A 20,090-nucleotide genomic window follows, 5' to 3' on the forward strand; every position below is an offset into this window, starting at 1 on the left:
ATGAAACTTTTCAAAACTTAAGAGTAAGATTTTAGCGATTAAAAACGGGTTAGCTGTCGAATTATCTTAACAAAATTGGCTGGGCCCTGCCACCGGGATATAGGGGCAATTGTTAATGCTTATGCCTGATGCGGGTAAGGATTAGCACGAATTAGCAAAGCTTAATGATTAAAGTGTTAAGAAAAATTAATGTTTTATTTTTAAGCATTAGCCATGCTTATTTCGATTACGGGCAGCCCAGGATGCACAATTCTGGCGCATGGAACCGATTCCTTTTGGTTGGAAGTGATTGAAGCCGTTAGGGCATTTTCGGATAAAGTCCTACAAAGAGGCGAGTTAAGACTCAACAATTCCAGGGTAATGTAAAGTGGATTACGCCTTCGCGTTACGGCTTGAACTAAGGTTTTTTACTAAAATAGATAAGACAGAAATGGAGTTAATTTTATGAGCCAGCGAAAACGATCGATCGCCCAGCGCGTCAGGTTGTGGCTTACCCGTATTTTATTGACTGTTTTTGGCGCCTGGATAGCGGGAATTTTATTATTCTCTTTTTTACCCGTTCCCTTTTCCGCCGTGATGGCGGAGCGGCAGATAAGTGCCTGGCTAAGCGGCGACTTTGGCTATGTTGCCCATTCCGAATGGGTTTCCAGAAATGAAGTCTCCTCCTGGATGCCTCTGGCGGTCATCGCCTCCGAGGATCAGACCTTTCCCACCCACTGGGGCTTCGATGTACAGGCCATTCAGTCCGTACTGGACAGTGAAAGCGGTCATATGAGAGGGGCATCTACCCTGTCTCAGCAGACGGCTAAGAATCTCTTTCTGTGGGATGGGCGTAGCTGGTTGCGTAAGGGATTAGAGGCGATGCTCACCGTTGGTATTGAAACAGTCTGGTCAAAAAGAAGAATTATTACGGTCTATCTGAACGTCGCGGAGTTTGGCGAGGGCGTTTTTGGTGTGGAAGCGGCGTCCCAGCGTTACTTCCACAAGCCTGCGAGCCGGCTGACCATGTCAGAAGCGGCGCTCCTTGCCGCCGTGCTGCCTAACCCTATACGCTTTCGTGCTGACCGTCCTTCAGGCTATATCCTTCAGCGTCAGCAGTGGATCCTGCGGCAGATGCGTCAGTTAGGGGGAGAGGGGTTTATCCGGGAGCATAAGCTGTAACCGTATCCGATCTTAATGGGCGTGAGAGGACTTTCCGCCCATTAAGAGGACTCTGCCAAAAGGGTCAATCCTCGTCGAAACCTGCGTCAAAAAGTTCAATAACGGCCGCCAGCGCCTGCACCTCCTGCGGGCCGGTGGCTTCGATTTCAATTTGCCGTCCCTTGGCAGAATCCAACATCAGCAGGGCGATAACGCTGCTTGCTTCGGCTTCAGTGCCCGTTTCGTTACGCAGGAGCACTTCCGCATCAAAGCTCTGCACCAGCTCAAAGAGCTTCATTGCCGGGCGGGCATGCATGCCCAGCTTATTTTTAATTTCAACGGTTTGTCTGACGGTCATGATTTGCGTTTTTCCAGCGTGCGATGGCGTGACTGAACATTTTTGCCGCGCGAGCGGAAATAATCAGCCAGCTGCTCGGCAATGTAGACCGAGCGATGCTTACCGCCGGTACAGCCAATCGCCACGGTCAGGTAGCTGCGGTTGTTGGTTTCCAGCATTGGTAGCCACAGTTCCAGATAGCTACGGGTCTGGTAGATAAAATTGTGTACTTCGGTATGGCGGTCAAGAAACGCCGCAACCGGACGATCCAGCCCGGTCATAGGTCGCAGCTTGGGATCCCAGTGCGGGTTCGGCAGGAAGCGCACGTCAAAAACGTAGTCGGCATCAATGGGAATACCGTGTTTGAAGCCGAAGGATTCAAACACCATGGTCAGCTCGCGTTCGCGCTTGCCCAGCAGGCGCGTACGCAACATCTCTGCCAGCTCATGCACGGACATTTCGGACGTATCCACAATCAGGTCAGCGCGCGAGCGTAGCGGCTCCAGCAGGTCGCTCTCTTCGTCTATGGCGCTCTCAAGGGAGAGGTTCTTACTGGAGAGCGGATGCAGTCGTCGCGTATCGCTGTAGCGGCGAATTAAGGTATTGCGATCGGCATCCAGAAACAGCAGCTGCGGCGAAAAGCTCTCGGGCAGACTGGTTAGCGCCTTTTCGAACACTTCCGGCGATTCAGGCATATTGCGTACATCAATACTGACCGCCGCTGACATATTGCGGTCGGCAAGAGACTTCGCCAGCTCCGGTAGCAGGACCACGGGCAGATTATCCACGCAGTAAAAGCCCATATCTTCCAGCGCGCGCAGCGCGACGGACTTACCGGAACCGGATCGACCGCTGACAATCATCAGCACCATGACGTTTTCTCCTGATTTGCCGCTGACTGAAAGAGAGGTGTCGCGCCGGACATGCGGCTCCTTTCAGCCCTCACAACATTCATCCAATCAGCCGACGGACATCAGCTGCATGCAAGCTAGGTCTCCTCATGGCCCTCTGCCATGATCTCATAAAGCTCTTCGTCAGTCTGGGCCGCGCGAAGGCGGCGGCAAATCGTTTTATCCGCCAGCCGTCGGGCTACCAGAGAAAGGGTGTGCAGATGCGTTTTACACTGATCAGCCGGAACAAGCAGGGCAAAAAGCAGATCCACTGGCTGATTATCAATGGCATCAAAGGCGATGGGCTGATCGAGCCGGATAAAGACGCCTACCGCGCGCAGGGTGTCTTCCACCAGCTTGCCGTGCGGGATGGCGATACCGTTGCCAATCCCGGTACTTCCCATACGTTCACGCGTAAGGATAGCCTCAAAGATGGTCTGGTGTGGCAGGTTCAGCTGCTTAGCAGCCAGTTCGCTGATAATCTCCAGCGCCCGCTTTTTACTCTGACAGTGTACGCCGCTTCGGGTGCAGGAGAGGCTTAGTACAGTGCTCAGTTCCAGTGTTAAATCATTGTTCATAATGGGTTCACTTACTTGTTCACTTCCGCCTGGCAAAAGGTGTCATCTTTTGCATCACTGAGCACAGGTTAGCGATGTATCGAAAACGCCCGACCGACTACAGCATGCCTTAATGATCAAACAGCCCGTACGCCATAATCAGAGTACGGGCCGGTCAATCTTACGTCACGTTCTTACTCTACATAAGGGTGGCGAAAAAAGAATCAATGCCTGAGTGAGTTTAGTGTTGTTTTAACTTATCTTTATGTTTATTGAGTTGGCGAGTGAGCTTATCTACTAAGCCGTCAATCGCCGCGTACATATCTTTTTCTTCCGAGGTGGCATGCAACTCACCGCCGTTCACATGCAGGGTCGCATCGGCTATCTGCGTGACCTTTTCGACTTTAAGAACAATATAAACCTGATTAATTCGGTCGAAATAGTGCTCCAGCTTAGCAAATTTGGTGGTAACAAATTCGCGCAGGGGATCGGTGATTTCAACATTTAGCCCAGTGATATTGAGTTGCATGCTTTCTTCCTTATCTGTTCGTTCAGACCAGCTGCTTACGCTGATTCGAAGGCGGGATGGATAAAGACTCTCGGTACTTCGCGACGGTACGGCGGGCCACCATGATCCCCTGATCGGAGAGCAGGGTGGTTAGCTTACTGTCGCTAAGAGGTTTGACGGGATTCTCCGTCGAGATTAATTTTTTCACCAGCGCGCGGATTGCCGTTGAGGAGGCTTCGCCTCCGCCTTCGGTGTTCACATGGCTGGAGAAAAAATATTTGAGTTCAAAGATCCCTCGTGGGCTGTGCAGATACTTTTGGGTGGTCACGCGTGAAATGGTTGATTCATGCATATCGACGGCGGTCGCGATATCTGCCAGCACCATCGGACGCATAAACTCTTCGCCCTGTTCAAAAAAAGCCTGCTGCTGTTCAACAATACAGCGGGTGACCTTCAGCAGCGTATCATTACGGCTCTCAAGACTTTTGATCAGCCATTTCGCTTCCTGAAGATTACTGCGGATAAACTGGCTGTCGCTGTCGCTGCGATTAGCACTGCCCAGCGAAGCATAGTGCTGATTGATTTTAAGGCGCGGCACGCTGTCTGCATTGAGTTCCACCCTCCAGCGCTGACCGACTTTACGCACCAGCACATCGGGAATAACGTACTCGGGTTCGCCGGTATTGATCGACTGGCCCGGACGCGGATCGAGAGACTGAATCAGCTGCATCGCGCTTTTTAGCACCTCTTCCTTCAGCCGGGTGACGCGCATCAGGCTGCGGAAGTCGTGATTAGCCAGCAAATCAAGATGTTCACTGACGATCAGACGGGCTTCCTTCAGGAAGGGCGTATCCGGAAACTGGGAAAGCTGAACCAGCAGGCAGTCGCGAAGATCGCGCGCGCAGACGCCAACGGGATCGAAGCGCTGCACCCGTTTCAACACGGCTTCGACCTCTTCCATGGTGACATCGTCGTTGCCCATGCTTTCCTGAATATCATCCAGCGTTACCGTCAGATACCCGGTGGGATCAACCGCATCAATAATCGAAGTGGCAATGGCGCGATCGGTTTCGCTAAAGGGGGTCAGTTCAACCTGCCACATCAGGTAATCCTGAAGCGACTGGGTGGTTTCGCCCTGATAGACCGGCAGTTCATCATCATGATAATCGGACCCGGTGCCAGAGGGGGTGCCTGCGGTATAGATCTCATCCCAGGTGGCATCGAGCGGAAGCTCCTCTGGCATATCCTTCTGCTCGAGCGCTTCCCGTGTATCCAGCGCTTCTTTCTCCTGATACTCCCGAGCGTCAACTTCCTCATGAATGTCGGTTTGCTCAAGCAACGGATTACTTTCCAGCGCCAGCTGTATTTCCTGCTGTAGTTCAAGCGTAGAGAGCTGCAGCAGACGAATGGCCTGTTGCAGCTGTGGCGTCATGGCAAGCTGTTGGCTAAGCCTGAGTTGCAAACCTTGCTTCATATTCAGGATAGTAATTCCTCAAAAATTTTACCCGGTCTGAACACCTTATCAGAGTCTGAACTCTTCTCCCAAATAGACGCGTTTAACCTGTTCATCTGCCAGGATTTCTTCCGGGGAACCGTGAGCAATCAGATGGCCCTGACTGACGATGTAGGCGCGTTCACAAACGGCCAGCGTTTCGCGAACGTTGTGGTCAGTGATCAGCACGCCCAGACCGCTGTCGCGCAGATGTTCGATGATCTTCTTGATATCAATAACGGAAATCGGATCGACACCGGCAAAGGGCTCATCCAGCAGAATGAACTTTGGATTGGCTGCCAGCGCGCGGGCGATCTCAACGCGGCGGCGTTCACCACCGGACAGCGCCTGGCCGATGTTGTTGCGCAGGTGATCAATGTGGAATTCATTCATCAGCTCGTTGGCGCGATCTTCACGCTGTTCCGTGGTCAGATCGTCACGAATTTGCAGCACCGCCATCAGGTTGTCATACACGCTCAGACGGCGAAAGATGGAGGCTTCCTGAGGCAGATAGCCTATCCCGCGCCGCGCGCGTGCGTGCATAGGCAGGATACTGATATCCTCATCATCAATGACGATGCGGCCCGCATCGCGGGGCACAATGCCGACCACCATATAGAAGGTGGTGGTCTTACCCGCACCGTTCGGGCCCAGCAGGCCCACTATTTCGCCTGATTTAACCTGCAGGCTGACATCTTCCACCACGCGACGGCCTTTGTAGGCCTTCGCCAGGTTTTCCGCAATTAAAGTAGCCATTAATTACTCTTTTTCTGTCCGGTTGACGGAGTGCCTTTATCCTGAAGCTGTGATGGTACCAGTACGGTGGTCACGCGTTTACCGGTGCTGCCGTAGGCCTGCATTTTCTGTTCTTTAACCAGATAAGTGATGCGGTCGCCTTTGATATTACTATCAAGCTGCTCAAGATAGGCGTTGTCGGTCAGCTCAACGAAGTCTTTCGCCAGCTCGTAATGCATTTTCTGCGCGTGGCCCTTCACCGGTTTGCCGTTATCCTGCATCTGGTAGAAGGTTGCCGGATTGCCCCAGGCATCGACGATGGTTTTTTTACTGTCGCCGCCGGGACGGGTCACCACAACCTTGTCCGCGGTAATTTTAATGGTCCCCTGAGTGACCACCACATTCCCGGTAAAGGTGGTGACGTTACTTTGCATATCCAGCGACTGGTTTTCGGAAGAGACGTTAACCGGCTGATTGGAGTCACCCGTCAGGGCAAACGCCGGCAGGCTTGCGGCCAGCAGCAAGCTGAGCGTGATGAGCTTAAGGTTGTTTTTCATTTTGAATTTCATAGGAGGTTTTGACCTTTTCAATCAACTCGGCAGTTTTATTCCGTAAATTCCCACGCATCTTCATGCCCGAAGAGTTAAAGCTACTGCCATAAAGCGTTACCTGATCCTCTGACGTAACATCCTGCGTTACGAGGTTGACCACGGCATTATCGGTCTTGATGCGCTGGAGTTGAGCATCTTTCGTCAGGCTGTTAACCTCAACGTGACCATACAGGTACAGCATCCGGTCATTTGTCAGTTTGGCTTTATCCGCTCTGACGGACCAGGTCGGGATTTTGTTTTCGTCATAGGTCGTCATAAGCGGATTATCAAACCAGCTCACGCCATCCTGCGAAAAGTAAGTCACCTTATCGGAAACCAGCTTATAGCTCAGCGCCCCCATGGGGTTATACACCACCGTATTTGAGGTCTCACTGGTATAGGTCGGCTCCAGCCCGTTTGCCGCCGCCGGGGCATTGCCCTTATCGTTATCGGCCATATTCCAGCCGATCAGTACGATAGCCACCAGGGCCAGCAGTAGCGTAATCCAACGCCTTGTTTTACTCATACAGACTGTCCTTTGGCCTCATCAAATCTGTCCTGGGCGATTAAAATCAGATCGCAAATTTCTCGTACCGCTCCGCGCCCACCCGCAAGGCGAGTGACGTAATCTGCACGCGGAAGCAGTACCGGATGAGCATCTGCGACGGTTACGCTAAGGCCCACTTCTGCCATTACCGGCCAGTCGATCAGGTCATCGCCAATATAAGCCACTCGATCCGGCGTTAGCGACAGTTTATCCAGAAGTTCCCGGAAGGCCAGAAGCTTATCAGACTGACCCTGGTAAAGATGTGTAATTCCGAGCGTGGCGCAGCGATCTTCCAGAAGCTTTGCTTTGCGGCCGGTAATAATAGCCACTTCCACGTCCGAGGTCAGCAGGCAGCGAATACCGTAGCCATCGCGTACGTTAAACGCTTTCAGCTCCTCGCCATTATTGCCCTGATAAATGACGCCATCGGACATAACGCCGTCCACGTCGCAAATCAGCAATGCAATCGCCCGGGCGCGCGACATCACGTCTGCGCTTACCGCGCCGTAACAGGTTTCAACCCAGCCTGCGGATGTACTCATTATGTTCAGATTCCTTGTCAGACAACGCCGGCACGCAGCATGTCGTGCATATGGACCACCCCGAGCAAATGATCGCCATCGGCGACCATCACTACGGTAATATTACGGCTCTGCATCAGGTTAAGCGCCTCCACGGCCAGCGTATTGGGGCGAACCCGAATGCCGCCTGAGGTCATTACGCTGGCAATGCTGGCGTGTTGGATATCAATGCCCATATCAAAGACCCGCCGCAGGTCACCATCGGTAAAGATGCCCTCAATCTTCATCAGATCGTTACAGATGACCGTCATACCCATATTTTTGCGCGTTATCTCCAGCAGCGCATCGCGCAGGGAGGCGTCGCGGCTGACGTGAGGGATCTCATCGCCCGCGTGCATAATATCATTAACGGTTAACAGCAGCTTACGCCCCAGGGTGCCGCCAGGGTGGGAGAGCGCAAAATCTTCAGCGGTGAAGCCGCGCGCTTTTAGCAGGGCGACGGCCAGGGCGTCTCCCATCACCAGCGTCGCCGTGGTGCTGCTGGTCGGCGCCAGGCCCAGCGGACAGGCTTCCTTAGGTACTTTAACACAGAGATGGATATCGGCAGCACGGCCCATCGCGCTCTCTGGTCGGCTGGTGATACAGATAAGTGAAACGTGCAGACGTTTCAGGACCGGGATCAGTGCAAGAATCTCGGAGGATTCGCCCGAGTTGGAGATGGCAATGACGGCGTCACCTGCACTGACCATGCCGAGATCGCCATGGCTGGCTTCGGCCGGATGAACAAAAAAGGCCGGCGTTCCGGTACTGGCGAAAGTCGCGGCCATCTTTTTACCAATGTGCCCCGACTTACCCATGCCCATTATCACCACTTTACCCCGGCAGCTGTAGATCCGCTTGCAGGCTTCGGTAAAGTCTTCGTTAATGTACTGATCAAGCTGTTCCAGTCCCTGACGTTCAATGTTCAGAACATCCCTGCCTGCCTGTTGAAAATCAAAGCCCGGATCGAGCGTTCGAGGTGCCATAGTTTACAATCCTTTTACCAGAAGGTAGCGCCAGGCTGCCAGTAAAGCACGGCGACCCAGGCAACAAAGCCGCAGAGCAGCAGCGAACCTGCGACTCTTCCAATGCAGCGGCTGCGCTGTAGACACAAAAGTGTAAAAAGGGCGCTGACGCCCAGCATAACCCAATAATCCCGCGCAAAAGCCTGGGTATCAACTGCTCCAGGGTGGATCAGCGCGGGCACGCCCAGAACGATGGCAATATTGTAGATATTCGATCCGATCAGATTGCCTATCGCAATGTCATCTTCGCCTTTCAGCGCACCGGCAAGCACCGTCGCCAGCTCAGGGAGGCTGGTGCCGACAGAAATTATCGTCAGGCCGATAACCAGTTCGCTGATGCCGAAGTAGTTCGCGATTACGGTCGCATTATCAATCACCATGCTGGTCGACATAGGCAGGATAATTAACGCAACCGCCAGCCAGAGAAACGCCACCGTGTTGCCCGCGTCGTCGCGCGGCAGCTCGGCGATTTGCTCGCGCGTGAGGGAGTCACTGTTGTCGCGTTCGGCGCGGCGGGCAATTTTGATAATAAACAGCAGCCAGGCGGCGGCCAGCGCCAGCAGCAGCAGCCCGTCGCCCCGGCTCAGCGCGTTATCGCACAGCAGCACGCCGCATAAAAGCGTGACTAACAGCATCAGGGGAAGCTCGCGGCGCACCAGCCTTGAGTGAACGGTAAGCGGGTGAATCAGCGCCGCGCCGCCCAGAATCAGCAGGATATTCGTAATGTTTGAGCCCATCGCGGTGCCGACGGCAATATCCATCTGACCGTGCGTAGAGGCGGAGAAAGCTACAATCAGCTCGGGAAGGGAAGTGCCTATCCCTACCACGGTCATCCCGATAATCAGAGGGGGAACACCCAATGCACGACAGAGAATCGCGGCGCTAAAAACCAGACGATCTGCACCATATACCAGCAGGACTAAACCGATAAATAATAGTGCGGTAGCTACGAGCATGAAATGTCCTTTGATCGGGTATAATCGTCGGCTGCCTTGCGTGACAGAGGAAAATGAAGGCGTCGTCAGTCAATGCGGTGATTTTGACGGTCTGGAGGCAAAAAGTAAAACGTATGCCAGTTTTAGCCACGTCTTCGCCGTAAGTTTCTGTAAAAGTGTCCTGCCTGGTGGGTTATACGCTACCATCGGAGGTAAACATGTGCCTGGATAGAGAGGATAAGAGGTAACTATGAGCCAGACGGAGACGAATTTGGTGGATGTCCGGGGCGTGAGCTTCGCCCGCGGAGATAGGCCGGTGTTCGATAACATCTCGCTTACGGTGCCCAAAGGGAAAGTTACTGCCATTATGGGTCCCTCAGGCATTGGTAAAACAACGCTGCTGCGTTTAATTGGTGGGCAACTGCGGCCCGATAGCGGAGAGATCTGGTTCAACGGTGAGAATATACCCAGCCTCTCACGCTCACGCCTTTATGAGGCGCGCAAAAAAATGAGTATGTTGTTTCAGTCGGGCGCACTCTTCACCGATTTGACCGTGTTTGATAATGTAGCCTGGCCACTGCGTGAGCATACCCAGCTTCCCCCTCAGCTACTGCACAGTACGGTGATGATGAAGCTGGAAGCCGTAGGGCTTCGCGGCGCGGCATGGCTTAAGCCTTCCGAGCTGTCAGGCGGCATGGCCAGACGCGCGGCGCTGGCGCGGGCTATTGCGCTCGAGCCTGAGCTGATTATGTTTGATGAGCCGTTTGTTGGTCAGGACCCTATTACCATGGGCGTGCTGGTAAAGCTAATCGATGAGCTTAACCATTCGCTGGGGATGACCTGTATCGTCGTTTCGCACGACGTGCCGGAAGTCCTGAGTATCGCCGACTATGCTTATATCATTGCCGGTCAAAAAGTGATTGCACAGGGAACGGCCAGCGCGCTGCATGAAAATCAGGACGCCCGCGTACGCCAGTTTATTGATGGCATCGCAGATGGTCCGGTGCCGTTTCGCTTCCCGGCAGGGGATTACCTGCAAGATTTAACCGGCTCAGGGAGTTAATTCATTGATGTTACTACGTGCACTGGCGTCAACAGGACGAAAGGGGATCAATACCTGCGCTTCGTTTGGTCGCGCCGGACTGATGCTCTTCCATGCGCTGGTGGGGATCCCCCGCTTTCGCAAACATGCCCCGCTGTTAGTCAAACAGCTTTACAGCATTGGCGTACTTTCACTGCTTATCATTGTGGTGTCGGGACTGTTTATCGGCATGGTTCTGGGCCTTCAGGGTTTTCTGGTACTGAATACCTACGGCGCCGAAAGCAGCCTGGGCATGCTGGTGTCGCTTTCTCTGCTGCGTGAACTGGGGCCGGTGGTCACCGCGCTGCTGTTCGCGGGTCGGGCAGGCTCCGCGCTGACGGCTGAGATTGGCCTGATGAAAGCGACGGAGCAGCTATCCAGTATGGAAATGATGGCCGTCGATCCGCTACGCAGAATCATCTCTCCTCGTTTCTGGGCAGGCTTTATCAGCATGCCACTGCTGACCCTGATATTTGTGGCGGTCGGCATCATGGGCGGTGCCATCGTGGGCGTGAGCTGGAAGGGGATTGATAGCGGGTTTTTCTGGTCAGCGATGCATAACGCCGTTGATGTGCGCACTGACATTGTCAACTGCGTCATTAAAAGCGCCGTGTTTGCCTTTACGGTGACGTGGATTGCGCTGTTCAACGGTTACGACGCGATCCCGACCTCAGAAGGGATCAGTCGGGCAACGACGCGTACTGTGGTACATGCCTCACTGGCAGTACTCGGTTTGGATTTTGTGCTTACGGCACTGATGTTTGGGAACTGATTCGATGCAAACGAAAAAAAGCGAAATTTGGGTAGGGGCGTTCCTGCTGCTGGCGCTCTGCGCGGCACTGTTTCTGTGCCTGCGCGTGGCCGATCTGAAATCTCTCGGCAATGAGCCAACCTGGCGCCTCTATGCCACCTTCGACAATATCGGCGGCCTGAAAACCGGCTCACCGGTTAAAATCGGTGGCGTGGTCATTGGACGCGTGTCGGATATCTCACTCGACGACAAAACGCTGTCGCCCCGCGTGACCATGGACATTGAAGATAAATACAATCAGTTGCCGGATACCAGCTCGCTGGCCATCAGAACCTCTGGCCTGCTGGGGGAACAGTTCCTGGCACTGAACGTCGGCTTTGACGACCCGGATATGGGGACGACTATACTTAAGGATGGTAGTACCATTCAGGACACTAAGTCAGCCATGGTACTGGAAGATCTCATTGGCCAGTTCTTGTATAAGAGCGGCAACGGTAACGACAAGAAAGATGCATCACCGGCGGCACCGGATGCCACTGCGCAACCTGCGCCCGCCGCTACGACTAAACCTTAAGAGGATAAGTAATGTTTAAACGTTTCCTGATGGTAGCCATGCTGGTTATTGCCCCTGGCATCGCCAGCGCAGCGACTGCTGACCAGACCAATCCCTACGAGCAAATGAATGAGGCGGCGGCAAAAACCTTTACGCGTCTCAAAACCGAGCAGCCAAAAATCAAGCAGGATCCTAACTACCTGCGTCAAATCGTGCGTGAAGAGCTTCTGCCTTACGTCCAGATCAAATATGCAGGTGCATTAGTCCTGGGCCGTTATTACAAAGAAGCCACGCCAGCCCAGCGTGAAGCCTACTTCAAGGCTTTTGGTGATTATCTGGCGCAGGCGTATGGTCAGGCGCTGGCCCTTTATCACGGACAGACCTACCAGATTGCACCACCCCAGTCTTATGCCGACGCCAATATCATCGCTATTCGCGTGACGATCATTGATCCCAACGGACGCCCGCCGGTTCGCCTTGATTTCCAGTGGCGTAAAAACAGCCGCACCGGTGACTGGAAGGCGTACGACATGATTGCCGAAGGCGTGAGCATGATAACCACCAAGCAGAACGAGTGGAGCGATACGCTGCGTCAGAAAGGGATTGATGGCCTGACAACACTGCTTAATTCCGCGGCAAAACAGCCTATCACTCTGGATAAGCAGCAGTAATGCGTGAATCATTAAGCTGGCAAGTTACCGCACGGCAGCTGCATCTGTCCGGGGAGCTGGAGCGTGAAACGCTGCTGGCGCTCTGGGCAGAGCGGGAGTCGGTAATGAAGCAGGTTGATATCATTGATGTTTCAGCACTGGACCGCGTGGATTCTGCCGGGCTGGCGCTGCTGGTTCACCTGCGGCAGATTGCTTTGGGGCAGGGCAATACACTGCACTTTACCGGGATCACCGATAAGCTCCATTCGCTAATCACCCTCTACAATTTGCAGCAGATCATTGTTTCACCTGTCTGAAAAGCCCCTTCAGCCAGACCCTGCAAAGCCCCTTAGCCTTAAGGGGCTTTTTTGCTTGTTTAAGATAGCGCCGCTTTCCACTAAGATAGTGCCCTGTTTCTCAAACATCGAATATAAGAAGTCTTATGGAAAATAGCGAAATCCAGGCCGTGCTGATGAGCGCGCTGCCGCTTCAGGAAGTCCACGTCACCGGCGAGGGGAGCCACTTTCAGGTTATTGCCGTCGGTGATCTGTTCGGCGAGCTCAGCCGGGTAAAAAAACAGCAGACGGTGTATGCGCCGCTAATGGAGTTTATTGCCGACAGCCGTATTCATGCGGTATCCATAAAAACCTATACCCCGGAAGAGTGGGCGCGTGACCGTAAGCTAAACGGTTTTTAAGCTGACTCGCTGTTGTCATCGCGCAGGGTCGCGATGCGGCGGGTAGTACTGAATGTCTGACAAAGAGAGCAGGTGTAATGGATAAATTTCGTGTACAGGGTCCCACCCGTTTAAGCGGGGAAGTCACAATCTCCGGCGCTAAAAATGCGGCGCTGCCGATCCTGTTCGCCGCTCTGCTGGCTGAAGAGCCGGTGGAGATTCAGAATGTCCCGAAGCTAAAGGACATTGATACTACCATGCAGCTTCTCAGCCAGCTTGGGGTGAAGGTCGAACGTAACGGATCGGTCCATCTGGATGCCAGTGAAGTCAATATTTACTGTGCACCCTATGATCTGGTGAAAACCATGCGGGCGTCCATCTGGGCGCTTGGCCCGCTGGTGGCCCGCTTTGGCCAGGGACAGGTTTCCCTGCCCGGCGGCTGTGCCATTGGTGCCCGTCCGGTCGATCTGCACATTACGGGTCTGGAGCAGCTGGGCGCTGAAATCAAACTGGAAGAGGGCTACGTTAAAGCCTCGGTAGAGGGCCGATTGAAAGGCGCGCACATCGTAATGGACAAGGTCAGCGTAGGCGCGACCGTCACCATTATGAGCGCAGCAACCCTGGCCACGGGCACGACGATTATCGAGAATGCGGCCCGCGAGCCGGAAATCGTTGATACGGCCAACTTCCTCAATACGCTGGGCGCAAAAATTAGCGGTGCGGGTAGCGATCGTATCACCATCGAGGGCGTTGAGCGCCTTGGCGGCGGCGTTTATCGCGTTCTGCCTGACCGTATTGAAACCGGGACCTTCCTGGTCGCTGGGGCGATCTCCGGCGGTAAGGTAATGTGTCGCAATGCCCAGCCTGATACGCTGGACGCCGTCATGTCTAAGCTACGTGAGGCAGGGGCCGATATTGAGGTAGGGCCAGACTGGATTAGCCTGGATATGCACGGTCAGCGGCCAAAAGCCGTGACCTTCCGCACCGCGCCGCATCCGGGCTTTCCAACCGATATGCAGGCTCAGTTCAGCTTACTCAACCTGGTTGCTGAAGGCACAGGGGTGATCACTGAAACGATTTTTGAAAACCGTTTCATGCATATCCCTGAGCTTATTCGTATGGGCGCACACGCTGAAATCGAAAGCAACACGTTGATCTGCCACGGCGTGGAAACCCTGTCCGGCGCGCAGGTCATGGCAACCGATCTCCGGGCTTCTGCGAGTCTGGTGCTGGCGGGCTGTATCGCGAACGGAACGACAATTGTCGATCGTATTTATCATATCGATCGCGGGTATGAGCATATTGAAGACAAGCTTTCATCTCTTGGCGCTAACATCGAGCGCATTAGCGGCAGTAGTGAATAATCGCTCAACGCGACAACGTTAACAGGGGGCCATCATCGGCCCCCTCTGTTTAATTTCTAAGACGTTTTTTACGATCGATGAGACTTTGGCTGACGGGATCATAATACCGGCTTGGCCAGATTTCACCGGGATGTATTTCCAGCGCATCCGCTATCAGCCATTCTCCCTTAGGCCAGGGCCGAAACAGTGCATTCGCAAGCGTTGATGAGCTCAATCCTGCCTCACGCGAGAGTCTTGCCAGTGTAGTCCCCCTTTTCCGCAAGCCTGCAATGATGTCTGCATTGTGCCAGTCTTTCTTATCTTTAAGCATTGCTATCCTCCATGTACGCGAAGTTCTCCAGTATTATTTGTGCTCAAAGTCACCGCTCTGCTCCTGATTGCCTGATGCTGATAAGTAGAAACAGGCAGGAGCAAAAGATGAAAAAGCAGGGATACTTTACAGCAATTTTTAGTTTGTTATTTCCAGTTTATTCCAGAATTTTAAGTACTGTGAATTATGACGCAAATTCATGCAAGCAAAGGTGATGATTTACACGCAACGAAACCCTGGAGAGGCGCGGGGGGAAAAGCTGAGGGGAGTTATTTAAGACAAGGTCGTAAGAAAAACGCGGCGTACCGCGCTTAGTAGACTAAAACTCGCGCTGAACTGACATATGGGCCAGGGCTTCAAGCGCGCTACGCCACGGAGACTCAGGCAATGCTTCAAGAGACGCTATGGCCTTATCGGCTTCCTGTTCAGCCGCCTGCCGGGTCCACTCGAGCGAACCACACTGGCGCATGGTTTCCAATACGGGTTCCAGTAAATGCCGACCGTTACCCTGCTCAATAGCCTCACGAATCATCGCGGCCTGCTCAGGTGTGCCATTACGCATGGCGTGCAGCAGAGGCAGTGTAGGTTTCCCTTCGCTAAGGTCATCTCCCACGTTTTTGCCCAGCGTCTGCCCGTCAGCACTGTAATCAAGCAGATCGTCTATCAGCTGAAAAGCGGTTCCGATAAACCGTCCATAATCCTGTAGCGCCTTTTCCTGAGCAGGGGTCGCATCGGCCAGAATTGCAGAGGATTGGGATGCCGCTTCAAAAAGACGGGCGGTTTTGCTGTAAATCACCCGCATATAGCTCTCTTCCGTGATATCGGGGTCATTACAGTTCATCAACTGTAACACTTCACCCTCGGCAATCACGTTTACGGCTTCTGACATGAGCGCCAAAACCCGCAGAGAGCCGAGGCTGGTCATCATCTGGAAGGCGCGGGTGTAGATAAAGTCCCCTACCAGCACGCTGGCCGCATTACCAAAGGCGGCATTAGCCGTCGCTTTGCCCCGGCGCATATCCGACTCATCGACCACATCATCATGTAACAGCGTGGCCGTATGAATGAATTCAATCAGGGCAGCGACCGTAACATGCTGTTTACCCGTATAATTCAGGGCGCGGGCGGACAGAACGGCGATCATCGGCCTGATGCGCTTACCGCCACCGCTAATGATGTAATAACCCAGCTGATTAATGAGGGAGACCTCAGAGTTCAACTGCTCAAGTATGATTGCATTGACGTCCGCCATGTCCTGCGCGGTGAGTTCGTTTATCTGTTCTAAGTTCATCAGTCTGTTCGGCTATTGCTCAGTATGCTGCTATGATAGGCGTCTTTACCGGTGTCTGCGGCATGTAATGTATAACAGATTGTACTTGAAAATGACCGGGGTGAAACGTTTGCATTCGCTTTGCGTTTTTTTTCTGCAATACCCTGCAACAGGCACTTGTCTTCGCTGCCGAAGTTGCGTAGAATTCGCGCCCTATTGTGAATATTTATAGCGCAGCCTGAAACTAAGACGGCGAGCGCATGAGCGGAGTTTTATATGTACGCGGTTTTCCAAAGTGGTGGTAAACAACACCGAGTAAGCGAAGGTCAGACCGTTCGCCTGGAAAAGCTGGACATCGCAACCGGCGAAACAATTGAGTTCGACCAGGTTCTGATGATCGCTAATGGCGAAGACGTGACTATCGGTGCGCCGTTAGTTTCAGGTGGCGTGATCAAAGCAGAAATCGTTGCTCACGGTCGTGGCGAGAAAATTAAGATTGTTAAATTTCGCCGTCGTAAGCACTACCGTAAGCAGCAGGGTCACCGTCAGTGGTTTACTGATGTGAAGATCACTGGCATCAGCGCCTAAGAGGAGATCTGACAAATGGCACACAAAAAGGCTGGCGGCTCCACTCGAAATGGCCGCGATTCCAACGCAAAACGTCTGGGCGTTAAGCGCTTCGGCGGCGAAGCGGTTCTGGCAGGTAGCATCATCGTTCGTCAGCGTGGCACCAAGTTCCATGCGGGCGTTAACGTAGGCTGCGGCCGTGACCACACTCTGTTTGCAACTGCAGACGGCAAGGTCAAATTCGAAGTTAAAGGCCCGAACAACCGTAAGTACATCAGCATCGTTGCTGAGTAAGGTTCTTCGAGTCTGAAACGGGTATCTGATACCTGTTTCAGCAGCGAATTTAAAAGCCCCGCTATGATTGCGGGGCTTTTTACATTCTGTATTTTAATTCACGGCTCAGTGCGTTGTGCGCGTGGATCCACAGCACGTTATTTTGCTGTACACTTTATATTCAGCTGCACGATGTCTTATGGCGGATCCCTGAACAGGTAACCACGCAAAGACACTTTTTGCGGCGGAGTCACCCTGTTCTGTCACGCGACATCGCTGTTGGCCGCGACGGATCACCCCCGGCACCTTTATTCCCCGGTCCGGGCGAATGATTTACGGAGAAGTAAAATGAAGTTTGTTGATGAAGCGACGATTCTCGTTGCTGCGGGCGATGGTGGCAACGGCTGCGTCAGCTTCCGTCGTGAAAAGTATATCCCTAAAGGCGGCCCGGACGGCGGTGACGGCGGTGACGGCGGCGACGTCTATATGCAGGCCGATGAAAACCTCAATACCCTGATCGACTATCGCTTTGAGAAATCTTTCCGCGCCGAACGTGGTCAGAATGGCCAGAGCCGTGACTGTACCGGTAAACGCGGCAAGGACATCATCATCAAAGTCCCGGTTGGGACGCGTATTATCGATCAGGGCACCGGCGAAACGCTGGGTGATATGACTCACCATGGTCAGGTTCAGATGGTCGCTAAAGGCGGCTGGCATGGCCTGGGCAACGCCCGTTTCAAATCCTCCGTTAACCGTTCTCCCCGCCAGAAGACGATGGGTACCCCAGGTGAAAACCGCGATATCCAGCTGGAGCTAATGCTGCTGGCTGACGTCGGTATGCTGGGCCTGCCTAACGCCGGTAAATCTACCTTTATCCGTGCCGTTTCAGCCGCAAAACCGAAAGTGGCGGATTATCCGTTCACTACCCTGGTGCCAAGCCTGGGCGTGGTGCGTATGGACCATGAAAAGAGCTTTGTACTGGCCGACATCCCTGGCCTGATCGAAGGTGCCTCCGACGGCGCCGGGCTGGGTATCCGCTTCCTCAAGCATCTTGAACGCTGCCGCGTGCTGCTGCACACCATCGATCTGGCACCGATTGATGAATCCGATCCGGTAGAAAACGCGCGCATTATTCTGGGTGAGCTGGAAAAGTACAGTGACAAGCTGTTTAACAAGCCGCGCTGGCTTGTTTTCAACAAAGTTGACCTGCTGGATGAGGCAGAGGCAGAAGCTCGCGCTAAAGCGATTGCAGACGCGCTGGGCTGGACTGACAAATACTATCTGATCTCCGCCGCTAACCGCACTGGGGTAAAAGAGCTCTGCTGGGATGTGATGTCATTTATTATTGCTAACCCGAAAGAAGCGGAGCTTGAGGCTAAACAGCCTGAGAAAGTCGAGTTTATGTGGGATGACTATCACCGTCAGCAGCTTGAAGAAGCGGAAGCTGAAGAAGACGATGATGATGACTGGGATGATGAGGACGACGAAGGGGTCGAAATCATTTACCAGCACTAACCGACTTAAGGGACACAGACCGTGTCCCTTTGTTATTTGGACAGCTAATTGAGCGTGTGCGGTAGCCAGCAAATGGCATCCAGGCCGCTGCGGTCATTACGATTGGTCAGGCGCAGTTCACCATGATGAATCTGAGTGATGCGCTGGACAATATTCAGCCCAAGCCCACTGCCGCCGTATCGCTGGTCCATCCGCCGAAATGCCTGGGTCAAATCCTGCGCTGACCCAGTCTCAATTCCCGGGCCCTCGTCACGTACGGTAACGCGTGTACCGCTATTTTCGGGCTGTAGGATCACTGATATAAGGCTGCCCGGCGGGCTGTAGCGGGAGGCATTCTCCAGCAGGTTACGCAGCATCAGCCGTAACAGCACGGCGTCTCCCTGGACTTCCAGACGGGTATCCCCGGCGCGCGCCAGCCTCTGCTGGCGCTGAGCCAGCATTTCTGTCATCTCCTGCTCTAAGGGGTCAAAAATGGCTCCCCAGCTCACCACCTGGTAATGGCCGCTTGCCAGCGCCTGTCCGGCGCGCGACAGCATCAGCAACTGCTCAATAACGTGCATCAGCTGATCGATGCGTTCAACCAGCATGGGCCCCTGCCTGACACCCTGCTGCTCCAGCAGTTCCAGATGCAGTCGCAGACCAGCGAGCGGCGTACGCAGCTCATGTGCGGCATCAGCGGTAAACAGGCGCTCCTGCTGGAGCGTATGGTCGAGCCTGCCCAGCAGCTGGTTCAGGGCAGTGGTGACGGCAACGATTTCATCCATGTCGGAAAACAGCGGCAGCGGCGTGAGATTGTCAGCCGACCGCTCGCTGAGGCTGGTCTGTAGCGCGCGCAGGGGGCGTATTATCCAGCTTATTGCCCAGAATGAGAGCAGCAGGGTGAAGCCCACCATGACCACCGAGGGCAGCAGCAGCGATGCAATCGCTTCACGAATTTCCCGCTCGACGTGCTCATTACGAGAGTGAGCGGACAACGTCTCATTAACCAGAAAGCCTATCTGCTCACGGCTTTCGTGCCACAGCCAGGCCGCGCTCATAAGCTGGCAGCTCAGCAGAATAAGGGCCAGCATGATCAGCAAACGCCGACGCATACTGTTCACGCGCGTTCTTCCAGCCGGTAGCCTACGCCGCGCACCGTTTTAATCCGATCCTTGCCCAGCTTGCGTCGCAGGTTATGGATATGCACCTCAAGCGTATTTGAGCCGGTATCATCCTGCCAGCTGTAGAGATCCTGCTGGAGGGTTTCCCGGTGCACCGTCTGACCAATGCGCATCAGCATCCTGGTCAACAGTGCGAACTCTTTCGGGGTAATTTCTACCGGCTGGGCCTCAATAAATACCTGCTGCGAAGAGAGGTTGAGTGAGATATCGCCGTGCTGCAAAAGATTGTCGCTGCGGCCCTGATAGCGTCGAATCAGCGCCCGAACGCGCGCCTTAAGCTCAACCAGAGCAAAAGGCTTAACCAGATAATCATCAGCTCCGGCGTCCAGACCGCCCACGCGATCTTCAAGCGCATCCCGCGCGGTGAGGATCAGCACGGGCAGGTCAATATGCTCTTTACGCCACTTACGCAACAGGTCACCACCATCGCGGTCCGGCAGGCCCAGATCCAGAACGATCAGGCTGTACTGACCGCTCTGTAGTAGTGAGCAGGCCTGCGAACCGGTGACGGCTGAATCGACGGCATAACCCTCTGAGGTTAGTGCCTGGACCAGTCCCGCCAGCAGTAACGCATCATCTTCAACAATCAGTAGCTTCATGGGCG

At 53.9% G+C, this 20,090-nt stretch carries 26 protein-coding genes; 11 read left to right on the plus strand and 15 right to left on the minus strand.

Annotated elements, in window-relative coordinates; translation table 11 throughout:
* The first annotated feature begins 444 nt into the window (after window positions 1–444).
* Window positions 445–1,161 carry a monofunctional biosynthetic peptidoglycan transglycosylase gene (gene mtgA / locus A1830_RS11675; protein ID WP_067705942.1) on the plus strand — a complete coding sequence of 239 codons (717 nt, stop codon included), beginning with the start codon at window positions 445–447 and terminating at the stop codon, window positions 1,159–1,161.
* A 64-nt stretch (window positions 1,162–1,225) separates the two neighbouring features.
* Here the strand turns inward: mtgA and npr are convergent, their stop codons facing one another.
* The 11 genes from npr to A1830_RS11730 form a co-directional block, all read right to left on the minus strand.
* Entirely contained in the window at window positions 1,226–1,498 is a 273-nt protein-coding gene (npr, locus tag A1830_RS11680) for a PTS phosphocarrier protein NPr (protein ID WP_067705944.1), read from the minus strand.
* The gene (rapZ, locus tag A1830_RS11685) at window positions 1,495–2,349 is read right to left on the minus strand and encodes an RNase adapter RapZ (protein ID WP_067705946.1); all 855 of its coding nucleotides are present in this window, start codon (window positions 2,347–2,349) and stop codon (window positions 1,495–1,497) included. Before rapZ ends, npr begins: the two co-directional genes overlap by 4 nt.
* 116 nt (window positions 2,350–2,465) lie before the next feature.
* On the minus strand, window positions 2,466–2,945 hold the full coding sequence (gene ptsN, locus A1830_RS11690) for a PTS IIA-like nitrogen regulatory protein PtsN (RefSeq protein ID WP_067705949.1): 480 nt from the start codon (window positions 2,943–2,945) through the stop codon (window positions 2,466–2,468).
* A 220-nt stretch (window positions 2,946–3,165) separates the two neighbouring features.
* Window positions 3,166–3,453, minus strand: coding sequence for a ribosome hibernation promoting factor (gene hpf / locus A1830_RS11695; protein WP_067705950.1), 288 nt, complete (start codon window positions 3,451–3,453; stop codon window positions 3,166–3,168).
* 22 nt (window positions 3,454–3,475) lie between these two features.
* Window positions 3,476–4,906 carry an RNA polymerase factor sigma-54 gene (gene rpoN, locus A1830_RS11700; RefSeq protein WP_067705951.1) on the minus strand — a complete coding sequence of 477 codons (1,431 nt, stop codon included), beginning with the start codon at window positions 4,904–4,906 and terminating at the stop codon, window positions 3,476–3,478.
* 48 nt (window positions 4,907–4,954) lie between these two features.
* Window positions 4,955–5,680, minus strand: a complete 726-nt coding sequence (gene lptB, locus A1830_RS11705) for an LPS export ABC transporter ATP-binding protein (RefSeq protein ID WP_067705953.1) — start codon at window positions 5,678–5,680, stop codon at window positions 4,955–4,957.
* Window positions 5,680–6,228 carry a lipopolysaccharide ABC transporter substrate-binding protein LptA gene (lptA, locus tag A1830_RS11710; RefSeq protein WP_067705954.1) on the minus strand — a complete coding sequence of 183 codons (549 nt, stop codon included), beginning with the start codon at window positions 6,226–6,228 and terminating at the stop codon, window positions 5,680–5,682. The genes lptB and lptA overlap by 1 nt, the downstream gene beginning before the upstream one ends.
* Window positions 6,200–6,775 (minus strand): LPS export ABC transporter periplasmic protein LptC, encoded by a 576-nt coding sequence (lptC, locus tag A1830_RS11715; protein WP_067705958.1) that lies wholly within the window; start codon window positions 6,773–6,775, stop codon window positions 6,200–6,202. The genes lptA and lptC overlap by 29 nt, the downstream gene beginning before the upstream one ends.
* Entirely contained in the window at window positions 6,772–7,338 is a 567-nt protein-coding gene (gene kdsC / locus A1830_RS11720) for a 3-deoxy-manno-octulosonate-8-phosphatase KdsC (protein ID WP_067705960.1), read from the minus strand. The genes lptC and kdsC overlap by 4 nt, the downstream gene beginning before the upstream one ends.
* A gap of 17 nt (window positions 7,339–7,355) precedes the next feature.
* Complete coding sequence (gene kdsD / locus A1830_RS11725) at window positions 7,356–8,342, minus strand: arabinose-5-phosphate isomerase KdsD (RefSeq protein ID WP_067705961.1); 987 nt, start codon at window positions 8,340–8,342, stop codon at window positions 7,356–7,358.
* Window positions 8,343–8,356: 14 nt separating this feature from the next.
* The gene (locus tag A1830_RS11730; RefSeq protein WP_067705962.1) at window positions 8,357–9,337 is read right to left on the minus strand and encodes a calcium/sodium antiporter; all 981 of its coding nucleotides are present in this window, start codon (window positions 9,335–9,337) and stop codon (window positions 8,357–8,359) included.
* A gap of 229 nt (window positions 9,338–9,566) precedes the next feature.
* Here A1830_RS11730 and mlaF point away from each other — a divergent pair, with 229 nt between their 5' ends.
* The 7 genes from mlaF to murA all read left to right on the plus strand — a co-directional run bounded on the left by mlaF (window position 9,567) and on the right by murA (window position 14,391).
* Complete coding sequence (gene mlaF, locus A1830_RS11735; protein ID WP_067705969.1) at window positions 9,567–10,379, plus strand: phospholipid ABC transporter ATP-binding protein MlaF; 813 nt, start codon at window positions 9,567–9,569, stop codon at window positions 10,377–10,379.
* 7 nt (window positions 10,380–10,386) lie between these two features.
* Complete coding sequence (gene mlaE, locus A1830_RS11740) at window positions 10,387–11,169, plus strand: lipid asymmetry maintenance ABC transporter permease subunit MlaE (protein WP_067705970.1); 783 nt, start codon at window positions 10,387–10,389, stop codon at window positions 11,167–11,169.
* Between the two features lie 4 nt (window positions 11,170–11,173).
* Window positions 11,174–11,722, plus strand: a complete 549-nt coding sequence (gene mlaD, locus A1830_RS11745; RefSeq protein WP_067705971.1) for an outer membrane lipid asymmetry maintenance protein MlaD — start codon at window positions 11,174–11,176, stop codon at window positions 11,720–11,722.
* Between the two features lie 11 nt (window positions 11,723–11,733).
* The gene (gene mlaC, locus A1830_RS11750; RefSeq protein ID WP_067705976.1) at window positions 11,734–12,372 is read left to right on the plus strand and encodes a phospholipid-binding protein MlaC; all 639 of its coding nucleotides are present in this window, start codon (window positions 11,734–11,736) and stop codon (window positions 12,370–12,372) included.
* Complete coding sequence (mlaB, locus tag A1830_RS11755; RefSeq protein WP_067705977.1) at window positions 12,372–12,668, plus strand: lipid asymmetry maintenance protein MlaB; 297 nt, start codon at window positions 12,372–12,374, stop codon at window positions 12,666–12,668. Before mlaC ends, mlaB begins: the two co-directional genes overlap by 1 nt.
* 125 nt (window positions 12,669–12,793) lie before the next feature.
* Window positions 12,794–13,048: a BolA family iron metabolism protein IbaG gene (ibaG, locus tag A1830_RS11760; protein ID WP_067705981.1), complete on the plus strand. Its 255-nt coding sequence runs from the start codon at window positions 12,794–12,796 to the stop codon at window positions 13,046–13,048.
* A 77-nt stretch (window positions 13,049–13,125) separates the two neighbouring features.
* The gene (gene murA / locus A1830_RS11765) at window positions 13,126–14,391 is read left to right on the plus strand and encodes a UDP-N-acetylglucosamine 1-carboxyvinyltransferase (RefSeq protein WP_067705983.1); all 1,266 of its coding nucleotides are present in this window, start codon (window positions 13,126–13,128) and stop codon (window positions 14,389–14,391) included.
* Between the two features lie 49 nt (window positions 14,392–14,440).
* Here murA and A1830_RS11770 read toward each other — a convergent pair whose 3' ends face one another.
* Both A1830_RS11770 and ispB read right to left on the minus strand, forming a co-directional pair.
* Window positions 14,441–14,701 carry a helix-turn-helix domain-containing protein gene (locus A1830_RS11770; RefSeq protein ID WP_067705985.1) on the minus strand — a complete coding sequence of 87 codons (261 nt, stop codon included), beginning with the start codon at window positions 14,699–14,701 and terminating at the stop codon, window positions 14,441–14,443.
* 319 nt (window positions 14,702–15,020) lie between these two features.
* Window positions 15,021–15,992, minus strand: coding sequence for an octaprenyl diphosphate synthase (ispB, locus tag A1830_RS11775; protein ID WP_067705988.1), 972 nt, complete (start codon window positions 15,990–15,992; stop codon window positions 15,021–15,023).
* Between the two features lie 255 nt (window positions 15,993–16,247).
* On the opposite strand from ispB, the gene rplU reads away from it, so the two are divergent.
* From rplU to cgtA, 3 genes are all read left to right on the plus strand, one after another.
* Entirely contained in the window at window positions 16,248–16,559 is a 312-nt protein-coding gene (gene rplU, locus A1830_RS11780; protein ID WP_034890465.1) for a 50S ribosomal protein L21, read from the plus strand.
* Between the two features lie 15 nt (window positions 16,560–16,574).
* Window positions 16,575–16,832 carry a 50S ribosomal protein L27 gene (gene rpmA, locus A1830_RS11785; RefSeq protein ID WP_067705989.1) on the plus strand — a complete coding sequence of 86 codons (258 nt, stop codon included), beginning with the start codon at window positions 16,575–16,577 and terminating at the stop codon, window positions 16,830–16,832.
* 327 nt (window positions 16,833–17,159) lie between these two features.
* Entirely contained in the window at window positions 17,160–18,326 is a 1,167-nt protein-coding gene (cgtA, locus tag A1830_RS11790) for an Obg family GTPase CgtA (protein WP_067705990.1), read from the plus strand.
* A gap of 44 nt (window positions 18,327–18,370) precedes the next feature.
* Here cgtA and pmrB read toward each other — a convergent pair whose 3' ends face one another.
* Together pmrB and pmrA are read right to left on the minus strand one after the other, a co-directional pair.
* A complete protein-coding gene (pmrB, locus tag A1830_RS11795; RefSeq protein WP_067705991.1) occupies window positions 18,371–19,426 on the minus strand; it encodes a two-component system sensor histidine kinase PmrB in 1,056 nt (351 codons plus the stop codon).
* Window positions 19,423–20,085, minus strand: coding sequence for a two-component system response regulator PmrA (pmrA, locus tag A1830_RS11800; RefSeq protein ID WP_067705992.1), 663 nt, complete (start codon window positions 20,083–20,085; stop codon window positions 19,423–19,425). Before pmrA ends, pmrB begins: the two co-directional genes overlap by 4 nt.
* Between the last annotated feature and the right edge of the window lie 5 nt (window positions 20,086–20,090).

The sequence above is a fragment of the Erwinia sp. ErVv1 genome, assembly GCF_900068895.1.
Classification (GTDB): Bacteria; Pseudomonadota; Gammaproteobacteria; order Enterobacterales; family Enterobacteriaceae; genus Erwinia.

Bases quoted from the DNA above. Each gene is read 5' to 3' on its own strand.
- mlaC (WP_067705976.1), top strand. From the start codon at position 11,734: ATGTTTAAACGTTTCCTGATGGTAGCCATGCTGGTTATTGCCCCTGGC.
- rapZ (WP_067705946.1), bottom strand. From the start codon at position 2,349: ATGGTGCTGATGATTGTCAGCGGTCGATCCGGTTCCGGTAAGTCCGTC.
- rplU (WP_034890465.1), top strand. From the start codon at position 16,248: ATGTACGCGGTTTTCCAAAGTGGTGGTAAACAACACCGAGTAAGCGAA.
- kdsC (WP_067705960.1), bottom strand. From the start codon at position 7,338: ATGAGTACATCCGCAGGCTGGGTTGAAACCTGTTACGGCGCGGTAAGC.
- npr (WP_067705944.1), bottom strand. From the start codon at position 1,498: ATGACCGTCAGACAAACCGTTGAAATTAAAAATAAGCTGGGCATGCAT.
- cgtA (WP_067705990.1), top strand. From the start codon at position 17,160: ATGAAGTTTGTTGATGAAGCGACGATTCTCGTTGCTGCGGGCGATGGT.
- ispB (WP_067705988.1), bottom strand. From the start codon at position 15,992: ATGAACTTAGAACAGATAAACGAACTCACCGCGCAGGACATGGCGGAC.
- pmrA (WP_067705992.1), bottom strand. From the start codon at position 20,085: ATGAAGCTACTGATTGTTGAAGATGATGCGTTACTGCTGGCGGGACTG.
- lptA (WP_067705954.1), bottom strand. From the start codon at position 6,228: ATGAAATTCAAAATGAAAAACAACCTTAAGCTCATCACGCTCAGCTTG.
- rpoN (WP_067705951.1), bottom strand. From the start codon at position 4,906: ATGAAGCAAGGTTTGCAACTCAGGCTTAGCCAACAGCTTGCCATGACG.
- lptB (WP_067705953.1), bottom strand. From the start codon at position 5,680: ATGGCTACTTTAATTGCGGAAAACCTGGCGAAGGCCTACAAAGGCCGT.
- mtgA (WP_067705942.1), top strand. From the start codon at position 445: ATGAGCCAGCGAAAACGATCGATCGCCCAGCGCGTCAGGTTGTGGCTT.
- mlaE (WP_067705970.1), top strand. From the start codon at position 10,387: ATGTTACTACGTGCACTGGCGTCAACAGGACGAAAGGGGATCAATACC.
- ibaG (WP_067705981.1), top strand. From the start codon at position 12,794: ATGGAAAATAGCGAAATCCAGGCCGTGCTGATGAGCGCGCTGCCGCTT.
- murA (WP_067705983.1), top strand. From the start codon at position 13,126: ATGGATAAATTTCGTGTACAGGGTCCCACCCGTTTAAGCGGGGAAGTC.
- rpmA (WP_067705989.1), top strand. From the start codon at position 16,575: ATGGCACACAAAAAGGCTGGCGGCTCCACTCGAAATGGCCGCGATTCC.
- mlaB (WP_067705977.1), top strand. From the start codon at position 12,372: ATGCGTGAATCATTAAGCTGGCAAGTTACCGCACGGCAGCTGCATCTG.
- ptsN (WP_067705949.1), bottom strand. From the start codon at position 2,945: ATGAACAATGATTTAACACTGGAACTGAGCACTGTACTAAGCCTCTCC.
- lptC (WP_067705958.1), bottom strand. From the start codon at position 6,775: ATGAGTAAAACAAGGCGTTGGATTACGCTACTGCTGGCCCTGGTGGCT.
- mlaD (WP_067705971.1), top strand. From the start codon at position 11,174: ATGCAAACGAAAAAAAGCGAAATTTGGGTAGGGGCGTTCCTGCTGCTG.
- kdsD (WP_067705961.1), bottom strand. From the start codon at position 8,342: ATGGCACCTCGAACGCTCGATCCGGGCTTTGATTTTCAACAGGCAGGC.
- hpf (WP_067705950.1), bottom strand. From the start codon at position 3,453: ATGCAACTCAATATCACTGGGCTAAATGTTGAAATCACCGATCCCCTG.
- mlaF (WP_067705969.1), top strand. From the start codon at position 9,567: ATGAGCCAGACGGAGACGAATTTGGTGGATGTCCGGGGCGTGAGCTTC.
- A1830_RS11730 (WP_067705962.1), bottom strand. From the start codon at position 9,337: ATGCTCGTAGCTACCGCACTATTATTTATCGGTTTAGTCCTGCTGGTA.
- A1830_RS11770 (WP_067705985.1), bottom strand. From the start codon at position 14,701: ATGCTTAAAGATAAGAAAGACTGGCACAATGCAGACATCATTGCAGGC.